The 19,778-nt window shown below is 56.4% G+C and carries 16 protein-coding genes and 1 pseudogene; 13 read left to right on the top strand and 4 right to left on the bottom strand.

The annotated features are described in order from the left end of the window. Positions 1–233: 233 nt before the first annotated feature. From ACA062_RS16460 to ACA062_RS16440, 5 genes are all read left to right on the top strand, one after another. On the top strand, positions 234–926 hold the full coding sequence (locus ACA062_RS16460; protein WP_497457435.1) for a 3-oxoacid CoA-transferase subunit A: 693 nt from the start codon (positions 234–236) through the stop codon (positions 924–926). An 8-nt stretch (positions 927–934) separates the two neighbouring features. Continuing rightward, positions 935–1,576, top strand: a complete 642-nt coding sequence (locus tag ACA062_RS16455) for a 3-oxoacid CoA-transferase subunit B (RefSeq protein WP_497457337.1) — start codon at positions 935–937, stop codon at positions 1,574–1,576. 167 nt (positions 1,577–1,743) lie between these two features. Beyond that, positions 1,744–2,172 carry a MarR family winged helix-turn-helix transcriptional regulator gene (locus ACA062_RS16450; RefSeq protein ID WP_497433614.1) on the top strand — a complete coding sequence of 143 codons (429 nt, stop codon included), beginning with the start codon at positions 1,744–1,746 and terminating at the stop codon, positions 2,170–2,172. Between the two features lie 51 nt (positions 2,173–2,223). Then, positions 2,224–3,480, top strand: coding sequence for a M20 family metallopeptidase (locus ACA062_RS16445; RefSeq protein WP_497457336.1), 1,257 nt, complete (start codon positions 2,224–2,226; stop codon positions 3,478–3,480). A gap of 7 nt (positions 3,481–3,487) precedes the next feature. Further along, positions 3,488–4,132: a trimeric intracellular cation channel family protein gene (locus tag ACA062_RS16440; protein ID WP_497457335.1), complete on the top strand. Its 645-nt coding sequence runs from the start codon at positions 3,488–3,490 to the stop codon at positions 4,130–4,132. Between the two features lie 71 nt (positions 4,133–4,203). Here ACA062_RS16440 and ACA062_RS16435 read toward each other — a convergent pair whose 3' ends face one another. Further along, entirely contained in the window at positions 4,204–5,112 is a 909-nt protein-coding gene (locus ACA062_RS16435; protein WP_497457334.1) for a LysR family transcriptional regulator, read from the bottom strand. Between the two features lie 124 nt (positions 5,113–5,236). Between ACA062_RS16435 and ACA062_RS16430 the strand changes: the two genes are divergently transcribed. The 3 genes from ACA062_RS16430 (at position 5,237) to ACA062_RS16420 (ending at position 11,156) form a co-directional block, all read left to right on the top strand. Further along, positions 5,237–6,409: an efflux RND transporter periplasmic adaptor subunit gene (locus ACA062_RS16430; protein ID WP_497457333.1), complete on the top strand. Its 1,173-nt coding sequence runs from the start codon at positions 5,237–5,239 to the stop codon at positions 6,407–6,409. Between the two features lie 88 nt (positions 6,410–6,497). After that, positions 6,498–9,677 (top strand): efflux RND transporter permease subunit, encoded by a 3,180-nt coding sequence (locus ACA062_RS16425; RefSeq protein WP_497457332.1) that lies wholly within the window; start codon positions 6,498–6,500, stop codon positions 9,675–9,677. Positions 9,678–9,683: 6 nt separating this feature from the next. After that, a complete protein-coding gene (locus ACA062_RS16420; RefSeq protein WP_497457331.1) occupies positions 9,684–11,156 on the top strand; it encodes an efflux transporter outer membrane subunit in 1,473 nt (490 codons plus the stop codon). Positions 11,157–11,323: 167 nt separating this feature from the next. Here the strand turns inward: ACA062_RS16420 and ACA062_RS16415 are convergent. Then, positions 11,324–11,497, bottom strand: a pseudogene (locus ACA062_RS16415) (IS66 family transposase); the annotation flags it as partial. 360 nt (positions 11,498–11,857) lie between these two features. Here ACA062_RS16415 and ACA062_RS16410 point away from each other — a divergent pair. Then, positions 11,858–13,114: an OprD family porin gene (locus ACA062_RS16410; RefSeq protein WP_497457330.1), complete on the top strand. Its 1,257-nt coding sequence runs from the start codon at positions 11,858–11,860 to the stop codon at positions 13,112–13,114. Between the two features lie 95 nt (positions 13,115–13,209). Here ACA062_RS16410 and ACA062_RS16405 read toward each other — a convergent pair whose 3' ends face one another. Continuing rightward, on the bottom strand, positions 13,210–13,611 hold the full coding sequence (locus ACA062_RS16405; protein WP_497457329.1) for a transcriptional regulator, SarA/Rot family: 402 nt from the start codon (positions 13,609–13,611) through the stop codon (positions 13,210–13,212). A 266-nt stretch (positions 13,612–13,877) separates the two neighbouring features. Between ACA062_RS16405 and ACA062_RS16400 the strand changes: the two genes are divergently transcribed. The 4 genes from ACA062_RS16400 to ACA062_RS16385 all read left to right on the top strand — a co-directional run bounded on the left by ACA062_RS16400 (position 13,878) and on the right by ACA062_RS16385 (position 18,845). Then, entirely contained in the window at positions 13,878–14,498 is a 621-nt protein-coding gene (locus ACA062_RS16400; RefSeq protein ID WP_497457328.1) for a TetR/AcrR family transcriptional regulator, read from the top strand. A 121-nt stretch (positions 14,499–14,619) separates the two neighbouring features. Then, on the top strand, positions 14,620–16,128 hold the full coding sequence (locus ACA062_RS16395; RefSeq protein ID WP_497457327.1) for an efflux transporter outer membrane subunit: 1,509 nt from the start codon (positions 14,620–14,622) through the stop codon (positions 16,126–16,128). Next, entirely contained in the window at positions 16,125–17,312 is a 1,188-nt protein-coding gene (locus ACA062_RS16390) for an HlyD family secretion protein (RefSeq protein WP_497457326.1), read from the top strand. The genes ACA062_RS16395 and ACA062_RS16390 overlap by 4 nt, the downstream gene beginning before the upstream one ends. A 12-nt stretch (positions 17,313–17,324) precedes the next feature. Then, entirely contained in the window at positions 17,325–18,845 is a 1,521-nt protein-coding gene (locus tag ACA062_RS16385; RefSeq protein WP_497457325.1) for an MFS transporter, read from the top strand. A gap of 25 nt (positions 18,846–18,870) precedes the next feature. On the opposite strand, the gene ACA062_RS16380 is transcribed toward ACA062_RS16385, so the two are convergent. Then, a complete protein-coding gene (locus ACA062_RS16380; protein ID WP_497457324.1) occupies positions 18,871–19,773 on the bottom strand; it encodes a LysR family transcriptional regulator in 903 nt (300 codons plus the stop codon). Between the last annotated feature and the right edge of the window lie 5 nt (positions 19,774–19,778).

Genomic DNA, 19,778 nt, shown 5'->3' with positions numbered 1-19,778 from the left:
GACCGCCTCTCGGCGACGGCCGCGACACGACGAAACCCCGCGATTGCCGCCAAAGGCTTTCAGTCATGCCCGTTCAACTACTCACGGTTTCGTTCGCTAATCGCACGACATCTCGTGCCGAGACACCCTCCTTCACCCGTTGTTTGGCAGGCTATGCACACCTTGCAGCCATCATGATTCATGCGGTTTGTCGTCGGATCATTCTGCTCAGCCAAATAAAACAGGAGTACGCCTTGATCAATAAAACATTTGAATCTGTCGCTGCCGCACTAGACGGCATTGCCGATGGTTCGGTCATCATGGTGGGTGGTTTCGGTACTGCCGGGATGCCGTCGGAGTTGGTAGATGGCGTCATAGCCTCGGGTGTTCGCGAACTGACCATCATCAGCAACAATGCCGGCAATGGTGAAATCGGACTGGCCGCATTGCTCAAGGCCGGGCGCGTTGCCAAGGTCATCTGTTCGTTTCCACGCCAATCCGATTCCTATGTCTTCGACGCACTCTACCTCGCAGGAAAGGTGCAGCTTGAGGTAGTGCCACAAGGCAATCTGGCCGAACGTATCCGCGCGGCAGGCTCTGGAATCGGAGCGTTTTATTCGCCCACCGGATATGGCACGTTGCTGGCCGAAGGCAAGGAAACCCGGGTGATCGACGGTCGCAACTATGTGCTGGAAATGCCGTTGCGCGCGGATGTCGCCCTGATCAAGGCCGAAAAAGGCGATCGCTGGGGCAACCTCACCTATCGCAAAGCCGCGCGCAATTTCGGACCGATCATGGCGATGGCAGCGAAAATGACCATCGCCCAGGTCAATCGGGTCGTCGAGTTGGGAGAGCTGGACCCCGAGCACATCATCACGCCAGGGATCTTCGTTCAGCGCGTGGTCGCCGTGCCGCTCGCCCCTGTCTCGAAAGCCAACGTCAAGTGAGGCCTGCCATGACTTTCATGAAAAAACTATCGCGCAGCGAAATGGCCCAACGTGTGGCCGACGATATTCTCGAAGGCTCCTACGTGAACCTGGGTATTGGCGTGCCCACGCTGGTGGCCAACTACCTGGGTGACAAGGAAGTGTTCCTGCACAGTGAAAACGGGGTGCTGGGCATGGGCCCGAGTCCTGCGCCGGGTGAGGAAGACGATGACCTGATCAACGCGGGCAAACAGCACGTGACGCTGCTGCCCGGTGGCGCCTACTTTCACCACGCCGATTCGTTCTCGATGATGCGCGGCGGGCACATCGATATTGCCGTGCTTGGCGCCTTCCAAGTCTCGGTCAACGGCGACCTTGCCAACTGGCACACCGGTGCCGAAGGTTCCATTCCGGCCGTGGGTGGCGCGATGGACCTCGCGACAGGCGCGCGTCAGGTGTTCGTCATGATGGATCACCTGACCAAGACGGGCGAAAGCAAATTGGTGGCGGAATGCACCTACCCGCTGACCGGCATAGGCTGCGTGAATCGGATTTATACCGACCTGGCTATTCTGGACGTCACTGCGAAAGGCTTGAAGGTCCGGGAGATTGTCGCTGATATCAGCTTCGAGGCATTGCAAACGCTCAGTGGCGTGCCGTTGATCCGATAACGGATTGACTCTGCCTGGCACGCAGCAATGTGCCGGACGGCTTTAGGCTTGTCCGGCAACGGGTATTCACGGCTCCAGGGCTCAAGTCGGAGAGCGGCCAGTCACTGAAATGTAGTTGAATATTTCAACTACATTGCTATACTTCAGCCATTCGACTGGAGCCTGCCATGTATTCCGACTTTCTGAATTTCAAACTGGATATGACCAGTGCCCTGCTGATGGAACACGCGAACGCCGTGTACCGTCAGCACTGGGATCTGGATGTCCGCGGATTGCGGGTGTTGCGTCTGATTCAGGCCTGCCCGGACATCACTCCAAAAGAAGTTTCATCACGCGCCTTTCTGGAAAAAACACTGCTCTCCAAGACGTTGGCGCAGTTGGAGTCGCGTGAGCTCATCTCGCGCGCGCCTCACCCTGTCGACCGCCGCAGCGTTGGTTTGCGCACAACCGCCGAGGGCTCGCGGATCGCTGACGAGTCCTCTGTCGTCGGTTCCCAACTGGAAGATCAACTGGTTTGCACGCTCTCGCCCAAAGAACGCGTGGCACTTGATGGCTTGCTTTCAAAGCTGATGGAAAGTCTGCTTCCGCCTTCCTGACACCGTCCCTCTCCCACTTTTTCCGCCCTCTTTTACATTAAGGAGTACCCCATGTCGTCTCTCGAAAAGTTGATTCCAGATCTTGATGCCTTGTTGCCTGAGCTCGAAGAAGTCTACAAGGACTTGCACCGTCATCCTGAACTGTCGATGTATGAGTATCGCACCGCGAAAATCGCCGCCGACTACCTTGTGCGTTACGGATACGAGGTGACACGCGAAATCGGTGTCACCGGTGTTGTCGGCGTGCTGCGCAACGGTGAAGGCCCGGTGGTGATGCTGCGCGCCGACATGGACGCGTTGCCCATGGCCGAAGCGACAGGCTTGCCCTATGCCAGCGACGTGGTCACCCGAGACGAAGATGGTGTGGAGGTTTCTGTCTGCCACTCCTGCGGGCATGACATGCATGTCACCTGGTTGATGGGGGTTGCTCGGGTATTGTCCGAAAACCGTGGCACCTGGAGGGGGACTCTCCTGGCTGTTTTCCAACCGGGTGAAGAAGTGGGTGTGGGCGCGCAGAACATGATCGACGACGGCATGCTCGATCGCTTCCCCAAGCCTGACATCATTCTGGGTCAGCATGTGATGGTGGGGCCAGCCGGAACTGTGGGACACCGCAGTGGCACCATTCTTTCGGCCGGTGACAGCCTGAAAATCAAGATGTTCGGCCGTGGCGCCCATGGCTCACAGCCACAAACTTCGGTAGATCCGGTAATCATGGCGGCATCAACGGTGCTGCGCTTGCAGACCATTGTATCGAGAGAAATCTCCCCTCTGGACCAGGCAGTCCTGACGGTAGGCTCGTTACAGGCAGGTACCAAGGAAAACATCATCCCGGACAATGCGACGTTGAAACTCAATATGCGCACCTACGACGAGGGCGTGCGCGAGCACATGCTGGGCGCCATCAAACGGATCTGTTGTGCCGAATGCTCTGCATCCAATGCACCACGCGGCCCCGAGATCACCACCATCAACCGCTACCCGTTGACGGTTAATGATGAGCGTGCATCAACCCGTTTGGCTGAGGCCTTTGGAGCCTGGTTTGGCGACAGAGCCTATGAAACGGCGCCGGCCGCGGCGAGTGAGGATTTCAGTGTGTTCGGCCGCGCATGGAAGGTGCCCTACGTGTTCTGGTTCGTAGGTTGCACAGACCCGCAAGTGTACGAACAGGCCAAGGCCAAGGGAAAAATAAACAGCATCCCGAGCAATCACTCGCCCCAGTTCGCGCCTTTGCTGCACCCTACGTTGCGTACCGGGCTCGAAACGATGCTTTGCGCAGCATTCGCCTGGTTCAGGACCGCTAAGTGACACAGCAATGGACACTCACCTGATTTACACCGTCTTAGATCTGCTCGGCACGTTTGCATTTGGTGTAAGCGGCGCGGTTGCCGCACGCCAGCGGCGATTGGACCTGTTCGGCATCGCCACCATCACGTTCATCGTCGCTTGCGGTGGCGGGATTCTACGGGATCTGTGTCTTGGCACACTGCCGCCGGCCGGGCTGTCGAGCTGGCGCTATCTGGTGGTGTCGCTGATCGCTGCGGCGTGGGTGGTGTGTGCTTACCCAATGGTGTGTCGAATGAAATCGCCCGTACAACTGTTCGACTCCATTGGCCTTGGACTGTTTGCAGTGGCAGGCGCGAAAAAGGCATTGGCCGCCCAGGCCGGTGCCGAGGTCGCGATTTTACTGGGGATGGTCAGCGCAGTCGGAGGGGGAGTACTCAGAGATATTTTGCTATCGCGCGTGCCAGGCATCCTGCAGCGGGAAATCTACGCGTCTGCCGCTTTAGCAGGCGCAGGTGTTGAGGTTTTGCTCAGTTACAGCGGCGCAAATACGGTGGTGATTTCGTGGCTGACCGCAGGAGGATGTACGGTGCTGCGGATGGCTTCACTTCATTTCGGTTGGCGGCTGCCTAGCATTGGCGATGATTCTCACGATGAGCAAGACAGTGATCTTTAGTGCCCCATCCCATGAAAACTGACTCACTGGGACATTTCGAGTCCGAAGTGTGCACCTCACTCCCCTTTTCTTCAGTTAAGCCGCCCGGCTTCACCCAACTCAATCAGCGTATCAATCAGGCATCGCACCTTAGGCCGCAAATGTGATGTCTTTGGCCATAACGCATAAACGTTTAACGGCTCAGGCTCAAACGCTTCAAGCACAGTGACCAGTTCGCCCGTCTCAAGATGTTTGCGAACCACACACAACGGCATTTGGCAAAGTCCTAATCCGGCCAAGGCCACATCGATCATAGCCTGACCATCTCCAATTTGATGGGTTGCGGGCGGGACAACACGCTGCCCCTGACCGTCCACCATAACTCGCCAACCAAGTGGTTGGCCCCGCCGATGGGTAACGATGCAGGTATGATTGTCTACATCCGCCAGCGTTTGCGGCTCACCTCTTGATTTCAAGTAAGCCGGGGCGGCACAAATGATTAGCCGCTGGGACGACAGCGGACGAGCAATAAGACCCTGCTGGTTACCCGGATCGCCGAAACGAATGACCAGGTCAACCCCTTCTTCCACCGGATCAATCAGGTGGTCATTGAACGTCAGCGTAAACGACAGTCCTGGAAAGCGCTGACCTATCTCCATCATCACTGGCAGGATCAACTGCCGACCCAGCGCTACAGGCATGTCGACCCGCAATTGCCCTGAAGGCTCGTGAGCCTTGGACATCAGGCAGTTCTCCACGTCGCGGATTTCGTCGAGCGCCCCGCTGCAGGCTGCTAGATACGCCTCGCCATCCGCGGTCAGCGAAAGCCTGCGCGTGGTGCGGTGAAAGAGCATTACCCCCAAGCGTTGCTCTAAACGGGCGATGGCCTTCCCCACTGCCGACTTGGAAACCTCGAGGCGTTCGGCCGCCTCAGTAAAACTGACGGAGCGAGCAGTGGTCACGAACGTGTGAATGCCGGAGAAGGTATCAGCTGATGACATGGACAAAACTCATTGAGGACTGAAAGGCGACAGTTTTGCGATTCCAAGCCTGTTTATCGCATATGCACTCTACTTTAGCATTGCCGGCTATTCGTAATTCCCTTTTTTCTAATATGCAGAACCCATGAAACTCATCAAAAATCGCCCAATCGCCCTCGCGGCTACGCTGACTGCCGTCGCCATCGGTTATCACCTTCAAAGTCTCCATGGTGAAAACGTCGCCATGGCAAACGAAGCCATCACTGAGCCGCGGTCGGAGGTAGACATTGCCTCCCCTTTGTCAGAGCAGATCAATGAATTCCAGTTCTACTCGGGAAAACTTGAGGCAATTGATGCCGTCGACGTGCGCCCTCTGGTTTCTGGCAGTATCACCGGCGTTCATTTCAAGGATGGCGCCCAGGTCAAACGCGGTGATCAACTGTTTACCATTGACACCCGCTTGTACCAGGCAGCCGTAGACCAGGCGCAGGCAGACGTTGCTGGGGCCAGAGCACGCAACGCTTACGCCAAAACCGACGCGTCACGCGCCAAACGCTTGGTAAGTCAGAACGCTATTGCTCAACGGGATCTGGACGTGGCTTGGCAACTTGAGCAGACCACTTCAGCTGAGCTCAAGGGGGCCGTGGCCCGCTTGGAGACTGCACAAGTGAATCTGGATTACTGCCATGTTGTCGCGCCTGTGAGTGGTAGGGTTTCCCGTGCTGAACTGACTCTCGGAAACGTCGTGACAGCAGGTGCAAACGCGCCTGTGCTCACCCGAATTGTCTCCATCTCACCGATCTATGCGGCCTTTGAAGTCGACGAGCAAACCTATGTTCGCTTCCTTGGACAGCGTCACGAACAGCCGGTGAAGGTAGCGCTGGGTCTCGCCCGAGAAACTGATTTCAGACGTCAAGGTGTGGTTGATTCGATAGATAACCAGCTCAACGCTAAATCCGGCACGATCCGAGTACGTGCTCGCTTCGACAATGCCCAAGGGTTGTTGGTACCGGGCATGTACGCCCACGTGAAGGTTAGTGCAGGTCAGCGCCGTCAGGCTCTTCTAATCAACGAGGCGGCGATTGGTACTGATCAGGATCGCAAGTATGTGATGGTCGTCGACACGGACGGTCGTGCGCATTACCGCGAAGTCAAACCGGGCGACCTGTATGACGGACTGCGCATCATCGATAGCGGGCTCAGCGCCCAGGATCGAATCATCGTCAATGGCATGCAGCGTGTACATGCGGACGATGTAGTGAGCCCGCACGAAGTTGCCATGGATACCCGACCCGGGGCTTTGGCTGTTCAGCGCTAACAATCGCTTCCTCTATCCCGGCTTCGCCCAAACCCGATGTGCCACGCCAGCACATCGTCGCTCTCCTATTGCCGAAGAAAACCTAGCGATGAAGTTCTCCCGTTTTTTTATTGATCGCCCCATTTTCGCGGCCGTGTTATCGGTCGTCATACTGCTGATGGGTACGATTGCTGCGTTCAAGTTGCCCATTGCCGAGTACCCGGAAGTTGTTCCTCCGCAAGTGCTCGTTCATGCCGAGTTTCCCGGCGCCAACCCCAAGGTGATTGCCGAAACTGTCGCCGCGCCGATTGAAGAAAAAATCAATGGCGTGGAAAAGATGTTGTATATGCAGTCTCAATCCAACAGCGATGGCCAGATGACGACTACCGTCACCTTCCAGCTGGGCATGGATCCCAACCTCGCTCAGCAGCTGGTACAGAACCGAGTCTCCCAAGCGTTGACTCGGCTGCCCGAAGCCGTGCAGAAACTTGGAGTTACCACGATCAAGGCATCCAGCACCATGACCTTGGCAGTAACCCTGTTTTCCCCCAACGACCAATACGATGTGGATTACCTGCATAACTACGGGCTCATCCATATCCGTGATCGCCTGGCCCGGATCCAGGGCGTAGGCGATGTGCAGCTTAAAGGCGGCGGCGACTATTCCATGCGAATCTGGCTCGACCCACGCAAATTGGCCGAGCGACAAATGTCGGCAACTGATGTGGTCGGCGCTATCCAGGCACAGAACGCTCAAGTGTCCGCCGGGATGGTGGGCGCAACGCCTAGTGCTCCCAACGTCGAGATGCAGTTAGACATTAACGTGAAGGGTCGACTGCAAACTCCTGAAGAGTTCGAAGCCATCGTGGTCAAGACCAACGCCGAAGGCGGCGTGACCTACCTTCGCGACGTGGCGCGGGTCACGCTAGGCGCGGCAGACTACACGCAGAGTACACATCTCGATACCAAGGTCTCGATGACGATTTGGGTATTCCAGCAGCCTGGCGCGAACGCGCTGCAGATTGCCGATGACGTGCGTCGTGAGATGTTGGATATCGGCAAAGAGATGCCGAAGGGCGTCAGCTACGGCTTCAACTATGATCCGACACGTTTTGTGTCCGCGAGTATTGAGGCGGTAGTTCATACCCTGCTTGAGGCAATTGCCCTGGTCGTACTGGTTGTCATCCTGTTCCTGCAAAACTGGCGCGCTTCGCTAATCCCGCTGTTAGCCGTGCCGGTGGCTATTGTCGGCACGTTTTCACTGATGTTGGCGTTTGGCTTCTCGATCAATGCCTTGTCCCTGTTCGGCATGGTGTTGGCGATTGGTATCGTCGTCGACGACGCCATCGTTGTCGTAGAGAACGTGGAGCGCAACCTCGAGCACGGCTTGAGTCCCAGGGAAGCGACCTATAAAGCAATGGACGAGGTCAGCGGCCCGATCGTTGCCATTGGACTAACGCTAGTTGCGGTGTTTGTTCCGCTTGCGTTCATGTCGGGACTGACGGGCCAGTTTTACCAACAGTTCGCCATGACGATCGCGATCTCGACCATCATTTCTGCGTTCAACTCCCTGACACTATCGCCTGCCCTGGCCGCTTTACTTCTTCGCAGTCCACACGCCCCCAAAGACCGCCTGACACGTGGAATGGATCTGGTGCTAGGCAGGTTCTTCAAAGCATTCAACCGTTTGTTCAATCGGGGGTCGCAAGCTTATGGACAGGGTGTAGGTCGTACCCTCAGGCACAAGGGCGCGATGATGATCTGCTACGGGTTGCTGCTAGGACTGGCTGCGCTTATGGGCAATCTCGTACCCGGTGGGTTCGTGCCTGCACAAGACAAACAGTACTTGATCGCAGTGGCTCAATTGCCCAATGGCGCTACCTTGGCGCGATCCGACGAAGTATCACAAGAAATGGGCCGCATGGCCCTGAAGGAGCCTGGGGTGGGCTTTACCGTTGCTCATGCTGGACTGTCGATCAACGGATTCACCTCATCATCCAGCTCCGTGGTGATGTTTCTGCCCCTGACCTCTTTCGATGAACGTTATGGCCACGGTGCCGACCTGAGTGCTGACGCTATCGCGCAGTCCTTGAACAAAAAATTCACTCAGATCAAAGAAGCTAAAATTACCGTATTTTCACCGCCCCCTGTTCTGGGCCTTGGCACCCTGGGTGGCTTCAAGCTCCAGCTTGAAGACCGCGGAGCACTGGGATACCAAGCCCTGCATGACGCCACCGAGGCATTCATAGCAGCAGCGGCGAAAGCACCCGAGTTGGGGCCTCTGTTCAGTAGCTACGACATCAACATTCCGCAACTCGACGTGGAGATTGACAGGGTCAAAGCTCAACAGCTCGGCGTCCCTGTCAAGGAAGTTTTCAGCACTCTGCAGATCTACCTGGGCTCACTGTACGTCAACGACTTCAACCGGTTTGGTCGCGTCTATCAGGTACGGGTTCAAGCAGACGCCCAGTATCGCGCTTTCGCCCAAGATATCGGACAGCTGAAGGCCCGAAGCCGCACTGGTGAGATGGTACCGCTCGACACGCTTCTCCATGTCAAAACCACATATGGCCCGGAGATGGTGGTTCGCTACAACGGATTTACTGCTGCCGACCTCAACGGTGGGCCTGCGCCAGGTTACTCCAACAACCAAGCTCAGGCGGCCATTGAACGCATTGCCGAGGAAACCCTTCCACCCGGCATCAAGTTTGAATGGACTGACCTTGCGTATCAGCAGCAGTTGGCTGGTAACGCTGCAATGATGGTGTTCCCGATTTGCGTACTACTGGTGTTTCTGGTGCTTGCTGCTCAGTACGAAAGCCTGACCTTGCCACTGGCAGTGATCATGATCGTCCCTATGAGCTTGCTGTCCGCCCTGCTGGGTGTATGGCTGACCGATGGCGACAACAACATTTTCACACAAATAGGACTGGTCGTACTGGTCGGCCTATCGGCCAAAAACGCCATTCTGATCGTCGAGTTTGCTCGCGAGCTCGAAATGCAAGGTCGCAGCATTGCCGAAGCCGCCATTGAAGCCAGTCGCTTGCGACTACGGCCAATCCTGATGACTTCGATGGCCTTCATCATGGGCGTAATACCCATGGTCATTGCGACAGGTCCGGGCTCCGAAATGCGTCACGCCATTGGGGTCAGCGTGTTCTTCGGCATGCTTGGAGTAACGTTCTTCGCATTGCTGCTTACCCCGCTTTTCTACGTGTTGTTGCGCAAGGTGTCCGGCGGTAAATCGCTGTGTCCTGAGCATCATCGCACCGCTGATATCGAGGGCTGACCCCGTATGAACTTCTCTAAAACCAAGCTCTGGGCCAGCCTACCAATGGCCACCTCGACCATAGTCTTGCTATCGGCCTGCCATTCAATGGCCCCCGAATACGCTGTTCCTGTCGACTCAACACCCACGCATTTCAAGGAGCAGAACCTGACGCCTCAGGCTGGCTGGAAACCTGCCCAGCCGGCCGACCGCTATCCCCGTGGAGAGTGGTGGCAAGTCTTCGGCGACCCGGTTCTCAATGACCTGGAAACCCGCGCCCTGAATGCAAATCTAAGCTTGAAGCAGGCGATGGCCAGGGTCCAGGAAGCGCGTGCTTACCATCAAGGTAATGAAGCTCGCAGGCTACCAAGCGTAGACACTGGTTTCGGCCCCTCCCGCGAGCGCAACTCAGAATCGTCCAGTGATAATGCACAACCCGCAACGACCTACTGGCGGGCTCAGCTAAATGTCGCCTATGAGGCTGACTTATTCGGTCGCGTCAGTGACGCTATCAAAGCCTCCGGTGCCGAGGCGGAGCAAAGTGCCGCACTTTACCAATCCGTACTGCTGGCGTTGCAAGCTGATGTGGCAGTCAACTACTACCAGCTCAGGAGTCTAGACGCGCAGCTTAAGGTCTATGACGACACGCTGAAGCTACGCCAGGATGCGCTCAGCTTCGCTAGGAGTCGTGCAGAAATCGGACAGGACAATCAACTGGACTTGATGCGAGCACAAGCCGAGCTATCCAGCACACAAGCTGATTCGCTGGCGCTCAAACGCGCTCGCGCGACGAGTGAACATAGTCTGGCAGTGTTGCTAGGGCAGGCTCCGGCAACGTTCGATTTCCCGGCGAAACCGATTGAAGCGATTACTCTGGAAATCCCTGCGGGTCTGCCCTCCTCGTTGCTTGAACGCCGCCCTGACATTGCCGCGGCGGAAAGAGCAATGGCCGCCGCCAACTCGCGGATCGGGGTAGCCAAGTCGGCCTACTTCCCCTCACTGACTCTGACGGGTACGGCAGGATTTGAGGGCAATACTTTAGGCGAACTGTTTCAAAGCTCAAGCAAAGCTTTTTTGCTAGGGCCGCTCACAGGTACCATGCTCCATCTGCCGATATTCGATGGTGGCAAGCGCAACGCAGACCTCAAAAACGCACGAGCCGTCTACGAGGAACAGGTCGCACATTACCGCCAGACCGTGCTCGACGCATTGCGTGAAGTCGAAGACAACCTGGCCAACGTACGCCTGTTGCAGCAGCAAGCGCAGGCACTAACGCTAGCGGTTGACGCATCCAAAGGCGCCAGTCGTATTACGCAGGCGCAGTATCATGAAGGTGCAAGAGATTACTTGAGTGTACTGGATGCCGATCGAAGCACATTGCAAGCGCAGCGAAGCTTAGCCAGTTTGTATGGCGAGCAATCCGTTTCTACGGTGCGCCTGATCCGCGCTCTTGGCGGTGGCTGGGATCATCCAGCACCGGCCATCCCGACCAAGCCCTGACACGGTTACAGGTTTCGTTCCGCCACGCGACGCTCTCGCTGGCGGTAACGAGCTCTCACTGGAACATAGAAACGTCTATCGATATTTGACCACCAGCCTCCATCCGTAAGCGTCCGGTGAAAGCACATTGCGATGGGCTACGCTGTGATCTTTAAAGATTGAGGTTCCCAGAGCCAGTTCTTGCGCCCAAGAGCCCATGGGCGGATCTGGTTCTCCGCCCAATTACTATCAATGGTTATGGCCCCGTCATAGAGGTAGCGCGACAGCGCTGCCCAGCGTTTCAGGCTGTAATCGAGTGCTCTGCTGATAGCCGAACCTTCGGGCACAAGATCACGCCGGCTGCACTAACGCGCAGCGCCCGGCACACAAAAAAAAAGCCCGCGCGTGGGCGGGCCAAAAAGTGCATCAAAGGAGTGATGAGTTGGAGATTCACCTGCACCAGGAGCGAGAGCCGCACCCTCTGCATTCATCCCAGCCAGCTTACCTGTGTTTCGAACTCCTACGTCATTGATTTCATAGATAATTGGAATCATGAATAGGACTTATCCTTGAGGTCCTTTCAATAGTATTTATCGTCCCGCTGCAACGGGTGGGAACTCCTAGACGAACAATTTCTCCTGCCATTTTTGATAGTGGTTATCAACGATTTTTGCAGCCCCTGCCAACACCAAAATCAAGAAAACAGCTATTGGGAGTATCTGATGTTCAATCCTAGACATGTCGTGATCGCGTGCACGCTGATCTCGGCAAGTTCGTCCTGTGCGTTTGCCAGTGATCAGTCCGACGCCAAGGGCTTTATCGAGGACAGTGACCTGAACTTGCTGTTGCGTAACGCCTACTTCAATCGCGATTACAAGAACCACACCAATGACGCCAGGGTATGGGGCCAGGGTTTTATTGGTACGTTCCAGTCCGGCTTCACCCAGGGCGTCGTCGGTGTCGGCCTGGATGTCTATGGTTTGCTCGGTGTGAAGCTCGATAGCGGTCGCGGGCGCAACAACACGGCCTTTTTCGATGTCGACAGCGATGGTCGCCCTGTCGATGACCTTTCGGAGGCAGGGGCTGCACTAAAACTGCGTTTCTCCAATACCGTATTGCGCTACGGCAACCAGTTCCCGTCCATGCCGGTGCTGGCCTATGACGATTCGCGTCTGTTGCCTCAAGCGTTCACTGGCACGCTTGTCACCAGCAAGGAAATCGAAGGGCTGGAACTGAATGCTGGACGGTTCACCGCGGATAGCCCGATGGGCGATCCGGCGCGGGATCCGAATCATCTCAAGAGTATCGATGTGATTGGAGGTACCTACAGCGTGACCGACGCCTTGAGTGTCGCGGCATATCACTCCGACGTGAAGGACACCTACAAGAAATATTATGGCAACGTAAACTATACCGTGCCGTTTTCCGACTACCAGGCGTTGAACCTCGACTTCAACATTTACCGCACCGACTTCGCCAACGGCTCTCAAGCGGCGTTGGATTTTGGTGGCGATGGCATCAATGACACCAACACGATCTGGAGCCTGGCGGCCAAATACAGCGTCGGTGCGCATGCGTTTATCGTCGCCCATCAGCGTAATAGCGGCGATGCCGGCTATGCCTATGACTACGGCGACGGCGGCAGCGCCATTTATGTCGCCAACTCTTACTACTCTGACTTCAACCTGAAAGACGAGCAGTCCTGGCAACTGGGTTATGAGCTGGATTTCTCGGAATTCGGTGCCCCAGGGCTGACGTACAAGACGGCTTACGTGCGCGGCAGCAACATCGATGCAGGGGGCGAGCAAGACGGTACGGAGCGTGAGTTCTTCAACCAGGTCAAATACGTGGTGCAGGAGGGCTCGCTCAAGGATCTGTCATTCAAACTGCGCAACTCGATCTACCGGGCAGATCGCGATGTAGGTCCTAACCTGAACGAAGTCCGGGCCTTCATCGAATACCCTCTGGACATACTCTAGGCATTCGCGCGGTTTGACTGAACGGTTCGTGGCGAGTGGGGCGGCGGCATTGGGATTGAATTGCCGCCGCGACTGAGCGGGTATTGTCGCCCTGACTATTTAACGGTTGAATGTTTTTCCCGTAGCGAATTCTTAATCAACGCCCCTATGGGGGCTCGCGTCGGGCCAGCAAAAAGTGCAGCCAACTGCATGACATCGGTACCGACATCGCCAAACAGGTCTTGCCACCGCTCATTCAGCGCGTGCAGGGCAAGCTCATAGAGTTCAAGGCCCTCGTCAGATAACTGCAAGGCAACCATTCGCCTGTCCGGCCGATCACGTCGACGTTGCACGAAGCCCGCTTTTTCGAGCTTTTCAGTACTCAAGGATATTTTGGAGGGCATGATATTCAGATGACTGGCGCACTGGCTCGTAGTCGCTACGGCACCCTGCGCCAGGCCATCAAGAATTCGAAAATCCAGAACGGTCAGGTTGTGGCTGGCAATGGATTCTTCCATCCACTCCCCCATCGCTTTATTAACGCTCTCAAGCACATTAAATGCGTCAATTAAATGCGTAACCACTCAAGCCTCCAAATAGATGTTTTGATTAATGACTGTAACAGCAACCCCTGAAATAGATCATATTCAAATGCCATACTCATTATTCACAACTTGAATACTTGAAACGGGCTTCTCTTATTGACCAAATTTACTTTTGAGCCTATAAATACCAACAGTTTCTATTGACGCCTTTCAGTTCGCGAAACCAGTCAGAGCAGCGCATGACCTCCAAGCCCGACCAGCCCAAACCTGCCAAAGCGCGTAGCCGATCCTCCATTGGCGCCGTACGCAGCCCTAAGAGCACAGAAGCCATCCTTGAGGCCGCAGCGGCGATCCTTGAGGAGCGTGGCTATCAGGCATTCACCATGGACGCGCTGGTGGAACGTGCCGGCTCAAGCAAGCCTACGATCTATCGCTGGTGGAAGAGCAAGAGCGCGTTACTCAGAGATGTGTATGAACGCACCGCCCTGACGTTTGTGACACAGCCGAACACCGGTGATCTGGAGAAAGACCTGATCCTTCACTTGCGCTCCCTCTGGCACTGGTGGCGGACATCAAGCGCGGGAGAGACATTGCGAAGTTTGATTGCCGAGATCCAGCACGAGCCGACAGCGCTTGAGGAGTTCAGGAAAGAGTTTCTGCCACGTCGCGAGCGCACGTTACGAAAGATCTTTGCCCGGGCAGTGGAGTCGGCGGACATCCAGGAGGGTCCAGCCGTTGATAGCGCCGTCTCGATGCTGACCGGGATGTCCTGGCTTCACTTGGTCACGGCAGACCTCAAGAACCTGGATGACATCGACAGTGCCGTTGCCATCATCGTGAAGGGCTTGAGGTCTGGATAAACCGAAAAGACCGCTTCGGCGGTTTTTTAACGGGCATAACGACACTAACAGTGTTTATTAGCATTTTTGGCGGAAGCCCTGCCCTTACTCATTTTCATCGCATGCTCCAGAGAAATCGTTCATGAAAAGTCCATCGAATCAGGGTGCAAAGGACAGGCCGCCCTTCACGAAACCAGGCAGGAACGCATCGTTAGCGATGGCCGCGGTGCTGCTTTGCGGATGCACGTACAGCGATCTGAAACCCCAATCACGCCTGTTGCAGCCTTCCGAGGTCAACGAGACGCTTGCCAATAGTGGAATCAAGCTCTCCGAGGCTTCGTGGCCGGCCGACAACTGGTGGAGCAGTTTCAAGGATCCTCAACTTGATGCGTTGATAAGTGAAGCGCTCACCAACAGCCCTACCCTTCGTTCCGCCGCAGCGCGTGTCCACCAGGCCAGCGCACTGGAAGCGATACAGGGTGCCCAGTTGTTCCCGGACGTCAGCGCTTCCATGAGTGTTACCCGCGAGCGGTTCAGCGCCAATGGTACGACCCCGGCGCCTGCCAAGGGCACTTGGCAGAACGTCCACCAAGGGACTTTGAATGTCGGCTATGAATTGGATTTCTGGGGCAAGAACCGCTCTGCAGTCGAGGCGGCTGTGGGCAGGCGAAAGGCATTGGAAGTCGATGAGCGCGCTGCCTCCCTCATACTCTCTTCCTCCATCGTACAAACCTATATCGCCCTGCAAAATGTCTATCAACAAATCGACGTCGCACAGGCCCTGCTCAATCAGCAGGAGCAGATTGAGGAACTCACCAAAAAGCGTTTCGTCGCCGAGCTCGGTACGGAAATCGACATCAAGCAGTCGCAGGCCGCATTGCCTGCCAGTAGAGCCAATATCGCGGCGCTCAAAGAGTCCATCGAACTCAATCAGAATAAACTCGCCTCACTGCTGGGCAAAGGGCCTGACCGTGGACGCACGATCACCCGCCCTCACCTGCAAGCCAGCGACACGGTTGTGATGCCGTCGAATATCCCGGCTGAACTGATCGGTCATCGCCCGGATGTCGTGGCCCAACGCTGGCGCGTGGAGGCCTCCGGTCATGAGATTGATGTTGCCAAGGCACGCTTCTACCCGGACGTGAACCTGACGGCTTTCGTTGGTTTGCAAAGCCTGGCTTTCGACACGTTCAACGATCACGGCAGTCGCATTCTGGGAATCGCTCCGGCGATCAGCCTGCCCATTTTCGAAGGAGGCCGCTTGCGCGGCAACCTTGATGCGCAGGATGCGGCCTACGATCTCGCTGTTGAAAATTACAACCAGACAGTCATCGACGCGCTGCGTGACATCGCCGATCAATTGTCTTCGCTTCGCTGGTTGAAAGAACGCCTGGCTCAACAGAACGAGGCCGTAGCGACTGCCGTGGCCGCGGCTGATCTCGTTGACAAGCGTTATGCCGCAGGCCTGGCGACCTATCTGCAAGTGCTGGCGACACAGAACGCAACGCTCGTTGAAAAACGCCAACTGGTCGACTTGCAGTCCAGGGCGCTTTCCTTGCAAGCCAACTTGAGCCGGGCTCTGGGTGGTGGGTACCGCCCGGAAATGCCCATGACTGCCAATGCAAACTCTACCGTAGCTGATAAATCATGACGTCCAATACTTCCCCGTCTCCTGAATCCGCAACTCGAAAAGCCCCCTTCCTGCCTCGACTTCTCTTGCTTCTCGTCATCGCGCTGTTAGTGGCGGCACTGGCAGGCTGGTACGTGATGAAGCTGGGAACGGAAACCACCGACGATGCCTATGTCGACGGCAACATCGTTCAGGTGACTGCTCAGGTCAGCGGCACGGTGACGGTCATCAGTGTCGACAATACGGATCACGTCGACACCAATTCACCCTTGGTCACACTGAACGCCGTGGACGCCGAGATTCAATATGAGCGCGCGAAATCCAACCTGGCGCGGGCGGTTCGCCAGGCACGCACTCAGTATTATCAAGTGCAACAGTTGCAGGCCGAGGTCAACCAACGTCAGAACGACGTGCGCAAGGCACAGGACGACGTTCGCCGGCGCAATCAGCTTGCCTCCAGTGGGGCAGTGTCCCGTGAGGAGATCAGCCATGCCGAAGAAGTGCTCAAGAATGCCGTAGCGGGCCTGGAGGGTACTCGCCATGCCTTGGCCGTTCGCCTGGCCATGGTGGACAACACAACGCTGCGAACCCACCCTGACGTTCTCGTCGCGGCAAGCAATCTGCGTGACGCGTACATCTCGCTACACCGTACACAGGTCTATGCGCCCACCTCGGGCATCGTGACCAAACGCAGCGTGCAAGTCGGGCAGCGAATCAGTCCGGGCGTGGCACTGATGTCGGTTGTACCCATGGATCAGGTTTGGGTGAACGCCAATTTCAAGGAATCTCAACTCGAACATTTGCGTATCGGGCAATCGGTTCATTTAAGTGCCGATGCTTACAGCCGCCATGTGGATTTCCATGGCACGGTGGTCGGGCTGGATGCGGGTACGGGAAGTGCGTTCTCTTTGATGCCGGCACAAAATGCCACAGGCAACTGGATCAAGGTCACCCAGCGCGTACCTGTGCGAATTGCACTCAAACCTGAAGAGGTTGCACGAAACCCGCTTCGCCTCGGCTTGTCCATGCGCGTGTCGGTGGACACCTCGGATACCAGCGGCCCGGTTCTCAACACTCGAACACCGCCGCAACCTGCTTATAGCACCGACATTTTCAACAACGAGCTTAAAGATGCCAACGACATCGTCGAGCAAGTGATCAGTGCTAACGCAGATCGTCCTGGCTCCAAAGATATAAATCTGTAACGGAGCCTGACCATGTACAGAAAGAATGCCGCCTTATTGCTGACAGTGGGACTGTTGTGCGCGCTGGAATATCTGCAGGCAGGCATGATTGCATTTGCCTCTGCGCCTATCCGCGGGGAAATAGACGCCAGTCCTGAAGAGTTCACGCTGGTCGCTGCGCTGTATGCGTGCATCGCCGTCGTGGTCATTTCCAAGCAGCGCTGGCTGGTCGAGCGGCTGGGTTGGCGCAACTTCATGCTGGGTTCCATCAGCATTTACGTAGTGGGCGCATTTGTGTGTGGCGTGGGGACTGATCTGAGTACCTTTACAGTCGGCCGGGTCATCATGGCATTGGGTGGCGCATCATTCATGACATCCGCACGCTTGATGGTCAACCTGCTCCCGCCTGGCCCTGGGCGTTTTGTGGGGGTCAAAGTGTTTGCTACCGGTTTGGCGGGCGGTACAGCTTCGGCGCCATTCCTCTCGTCACTGGTGGTGGTTGAAGATACCTGGCACGCCATTTTCGGGATATTGGCCGCAGGCGCTGTGATCGCAGCATTCCTGTGCACGCGTTTTCTGCCCAATACCCTCGCTCCGGAAGATGAAAGAACGCCCTCCAGCCCGGCCAATATCCTCTTGTTATCAGTCAGCAGTTTTTTCCTGCTTTACATCCTCCAACGCTCTTACTACGACTTTTACAACGAGTCATTCATTCTCATCGCATTTGCGCTACTCGCTGCGCTGGGCATCTACATCTTTTTCCATACCGAACACGGCAAACATGCGCCTTTTCTCAAGGTTAAAGACCTGATGCAACACCGCTACATGCTAGGGGTCGCCCTCTTCTGCTTCACCTACGTAGTGCTGGGCGGAAACAACTACATCTTGCCGTACTTTTTGCAGGCCGGGCTCGGCTACTCATGGGACACAATCGGTACGTTCCAGGCTTTCGGGTTGGCGGGAGCGCTGATCACCTGGGGCATCATGTCCGTTGTCATTCCCAAATTCCCCGCCCCGAAAAAGTTCTTCGTGGCCGGGTTCGCAGCGTTGCTCGGCTTCGGCTGGTTGTCTTCGTCCCTCACGCCTGGCGCGAACATGTGGTCAAACATCTTGCCTGCGCTGGTGCTCAACGGTTGTTTCGTGATGCTGGTACTCGCCACGGCGGCCATGCAGACATTTCGCGATGTGACACACCATGACACGCTTTTCGCCCACGCCTATCAGATCAAAAGCATGCTGGCGCAGATAGCCATGGCACTCGGCACGACCGTTGCGACCTTGTTCCTGCAATGGCGCACCACCGTGCAATACAACAACCTCAACAGTCACTTCAGCTCTGGCGATCCGCTCTATCTGGAACAGACTCAGATGTTGACCCAGGCACTCACTCCTGCCGTGGGTGCGGGCCCTGCCAGCCAGATTTCGGTCGCGACACTTGCCCAATCCCTGCACCAACAATCAACCCTGGTCGCGAGCATGGAGTATTTCTGGGCAGTCATCATTGTCGCCGGTGTTGCGCTGGTCATTTCCGTGATGCAGAAGACCTTCAAGTGAGGCCTGTTCCACCTATCAGCGGGCATCACTGCCAATGCGCACACAGCTTGACCAGCTCATCGACCACGTACCTGACCTTTGGCCGCAGGTGCGACACCTTTGGCCACACGGCATGCACATCGACAGCTTCGGGTTCATACCCTTGCAGAATCTCTACCAGCCTGCCCGCCTGGATATCGTCCTGGAACAGGCTGCGTGGCATCTGGCACAAACCTGTGCCGGCGACCGCCGCAAGAATCATGGCCTCCCCGTCACCAATCTGATGGGTCGAAGGTGGTGCGTAACGTACGGTCTGCCCCGCCTGCATGATCCGCCACGACAGCGGCTGGCCGCGTCGATGCCCAACAATGCAACGGTGCTGGCTCAGGTCTTCCAGGGTCTGCGGAATGCCAAAGCGCGCCAGATAGTCAGGGGCGGCACAAATGGCCCAGCGTTGTCGGGTCAGACGCCGCGCCACCAGACCGCTGGTGTCTTGCAGTTCTCCAAAACGGACCAGCAAATCAATGCCCTCCTCGAAGGGATCAACAAGGTGGTCGGAGAACGTCAGGTTCAGTTGCAAAGCCGGGTACTTGTTGGCGATCTCAAACAGCAACGGGGCCACGACCCGACGCCCGAACGCCACGGGAATGTCGACTCGCAGGCGTCCGGAAGGCTCACCTGCATCGGGGCCTAATCCACTCTCGGCGGCGCCAATTTCCTCCAGCGCTGTCGAGCACGCCGCGAAATAGGCTTCCCCATCCGCCGTCAGGGAGATGCGACGGGTCGTTCGATGAAACAGCTGTGTGCCCAAACGTTCTTCCAGGCGCGCGATGGCTTTTCCCACGGCTGATTTTGACAGGCCAAGGCGCTCGGCAGCTTGGGTGAAACTGGCTGAACGCGCGGCCACTACGAACGTGATGACGCCCTGAAACGAATCGATAGGTACCATGCCAG

This window comes from Pseudomonas sp. LBUM1679 (genome assembly GCF_059695565.1).
This window is presented reverse-complemented; position numbering and strand designations above follow the sequence as displayed.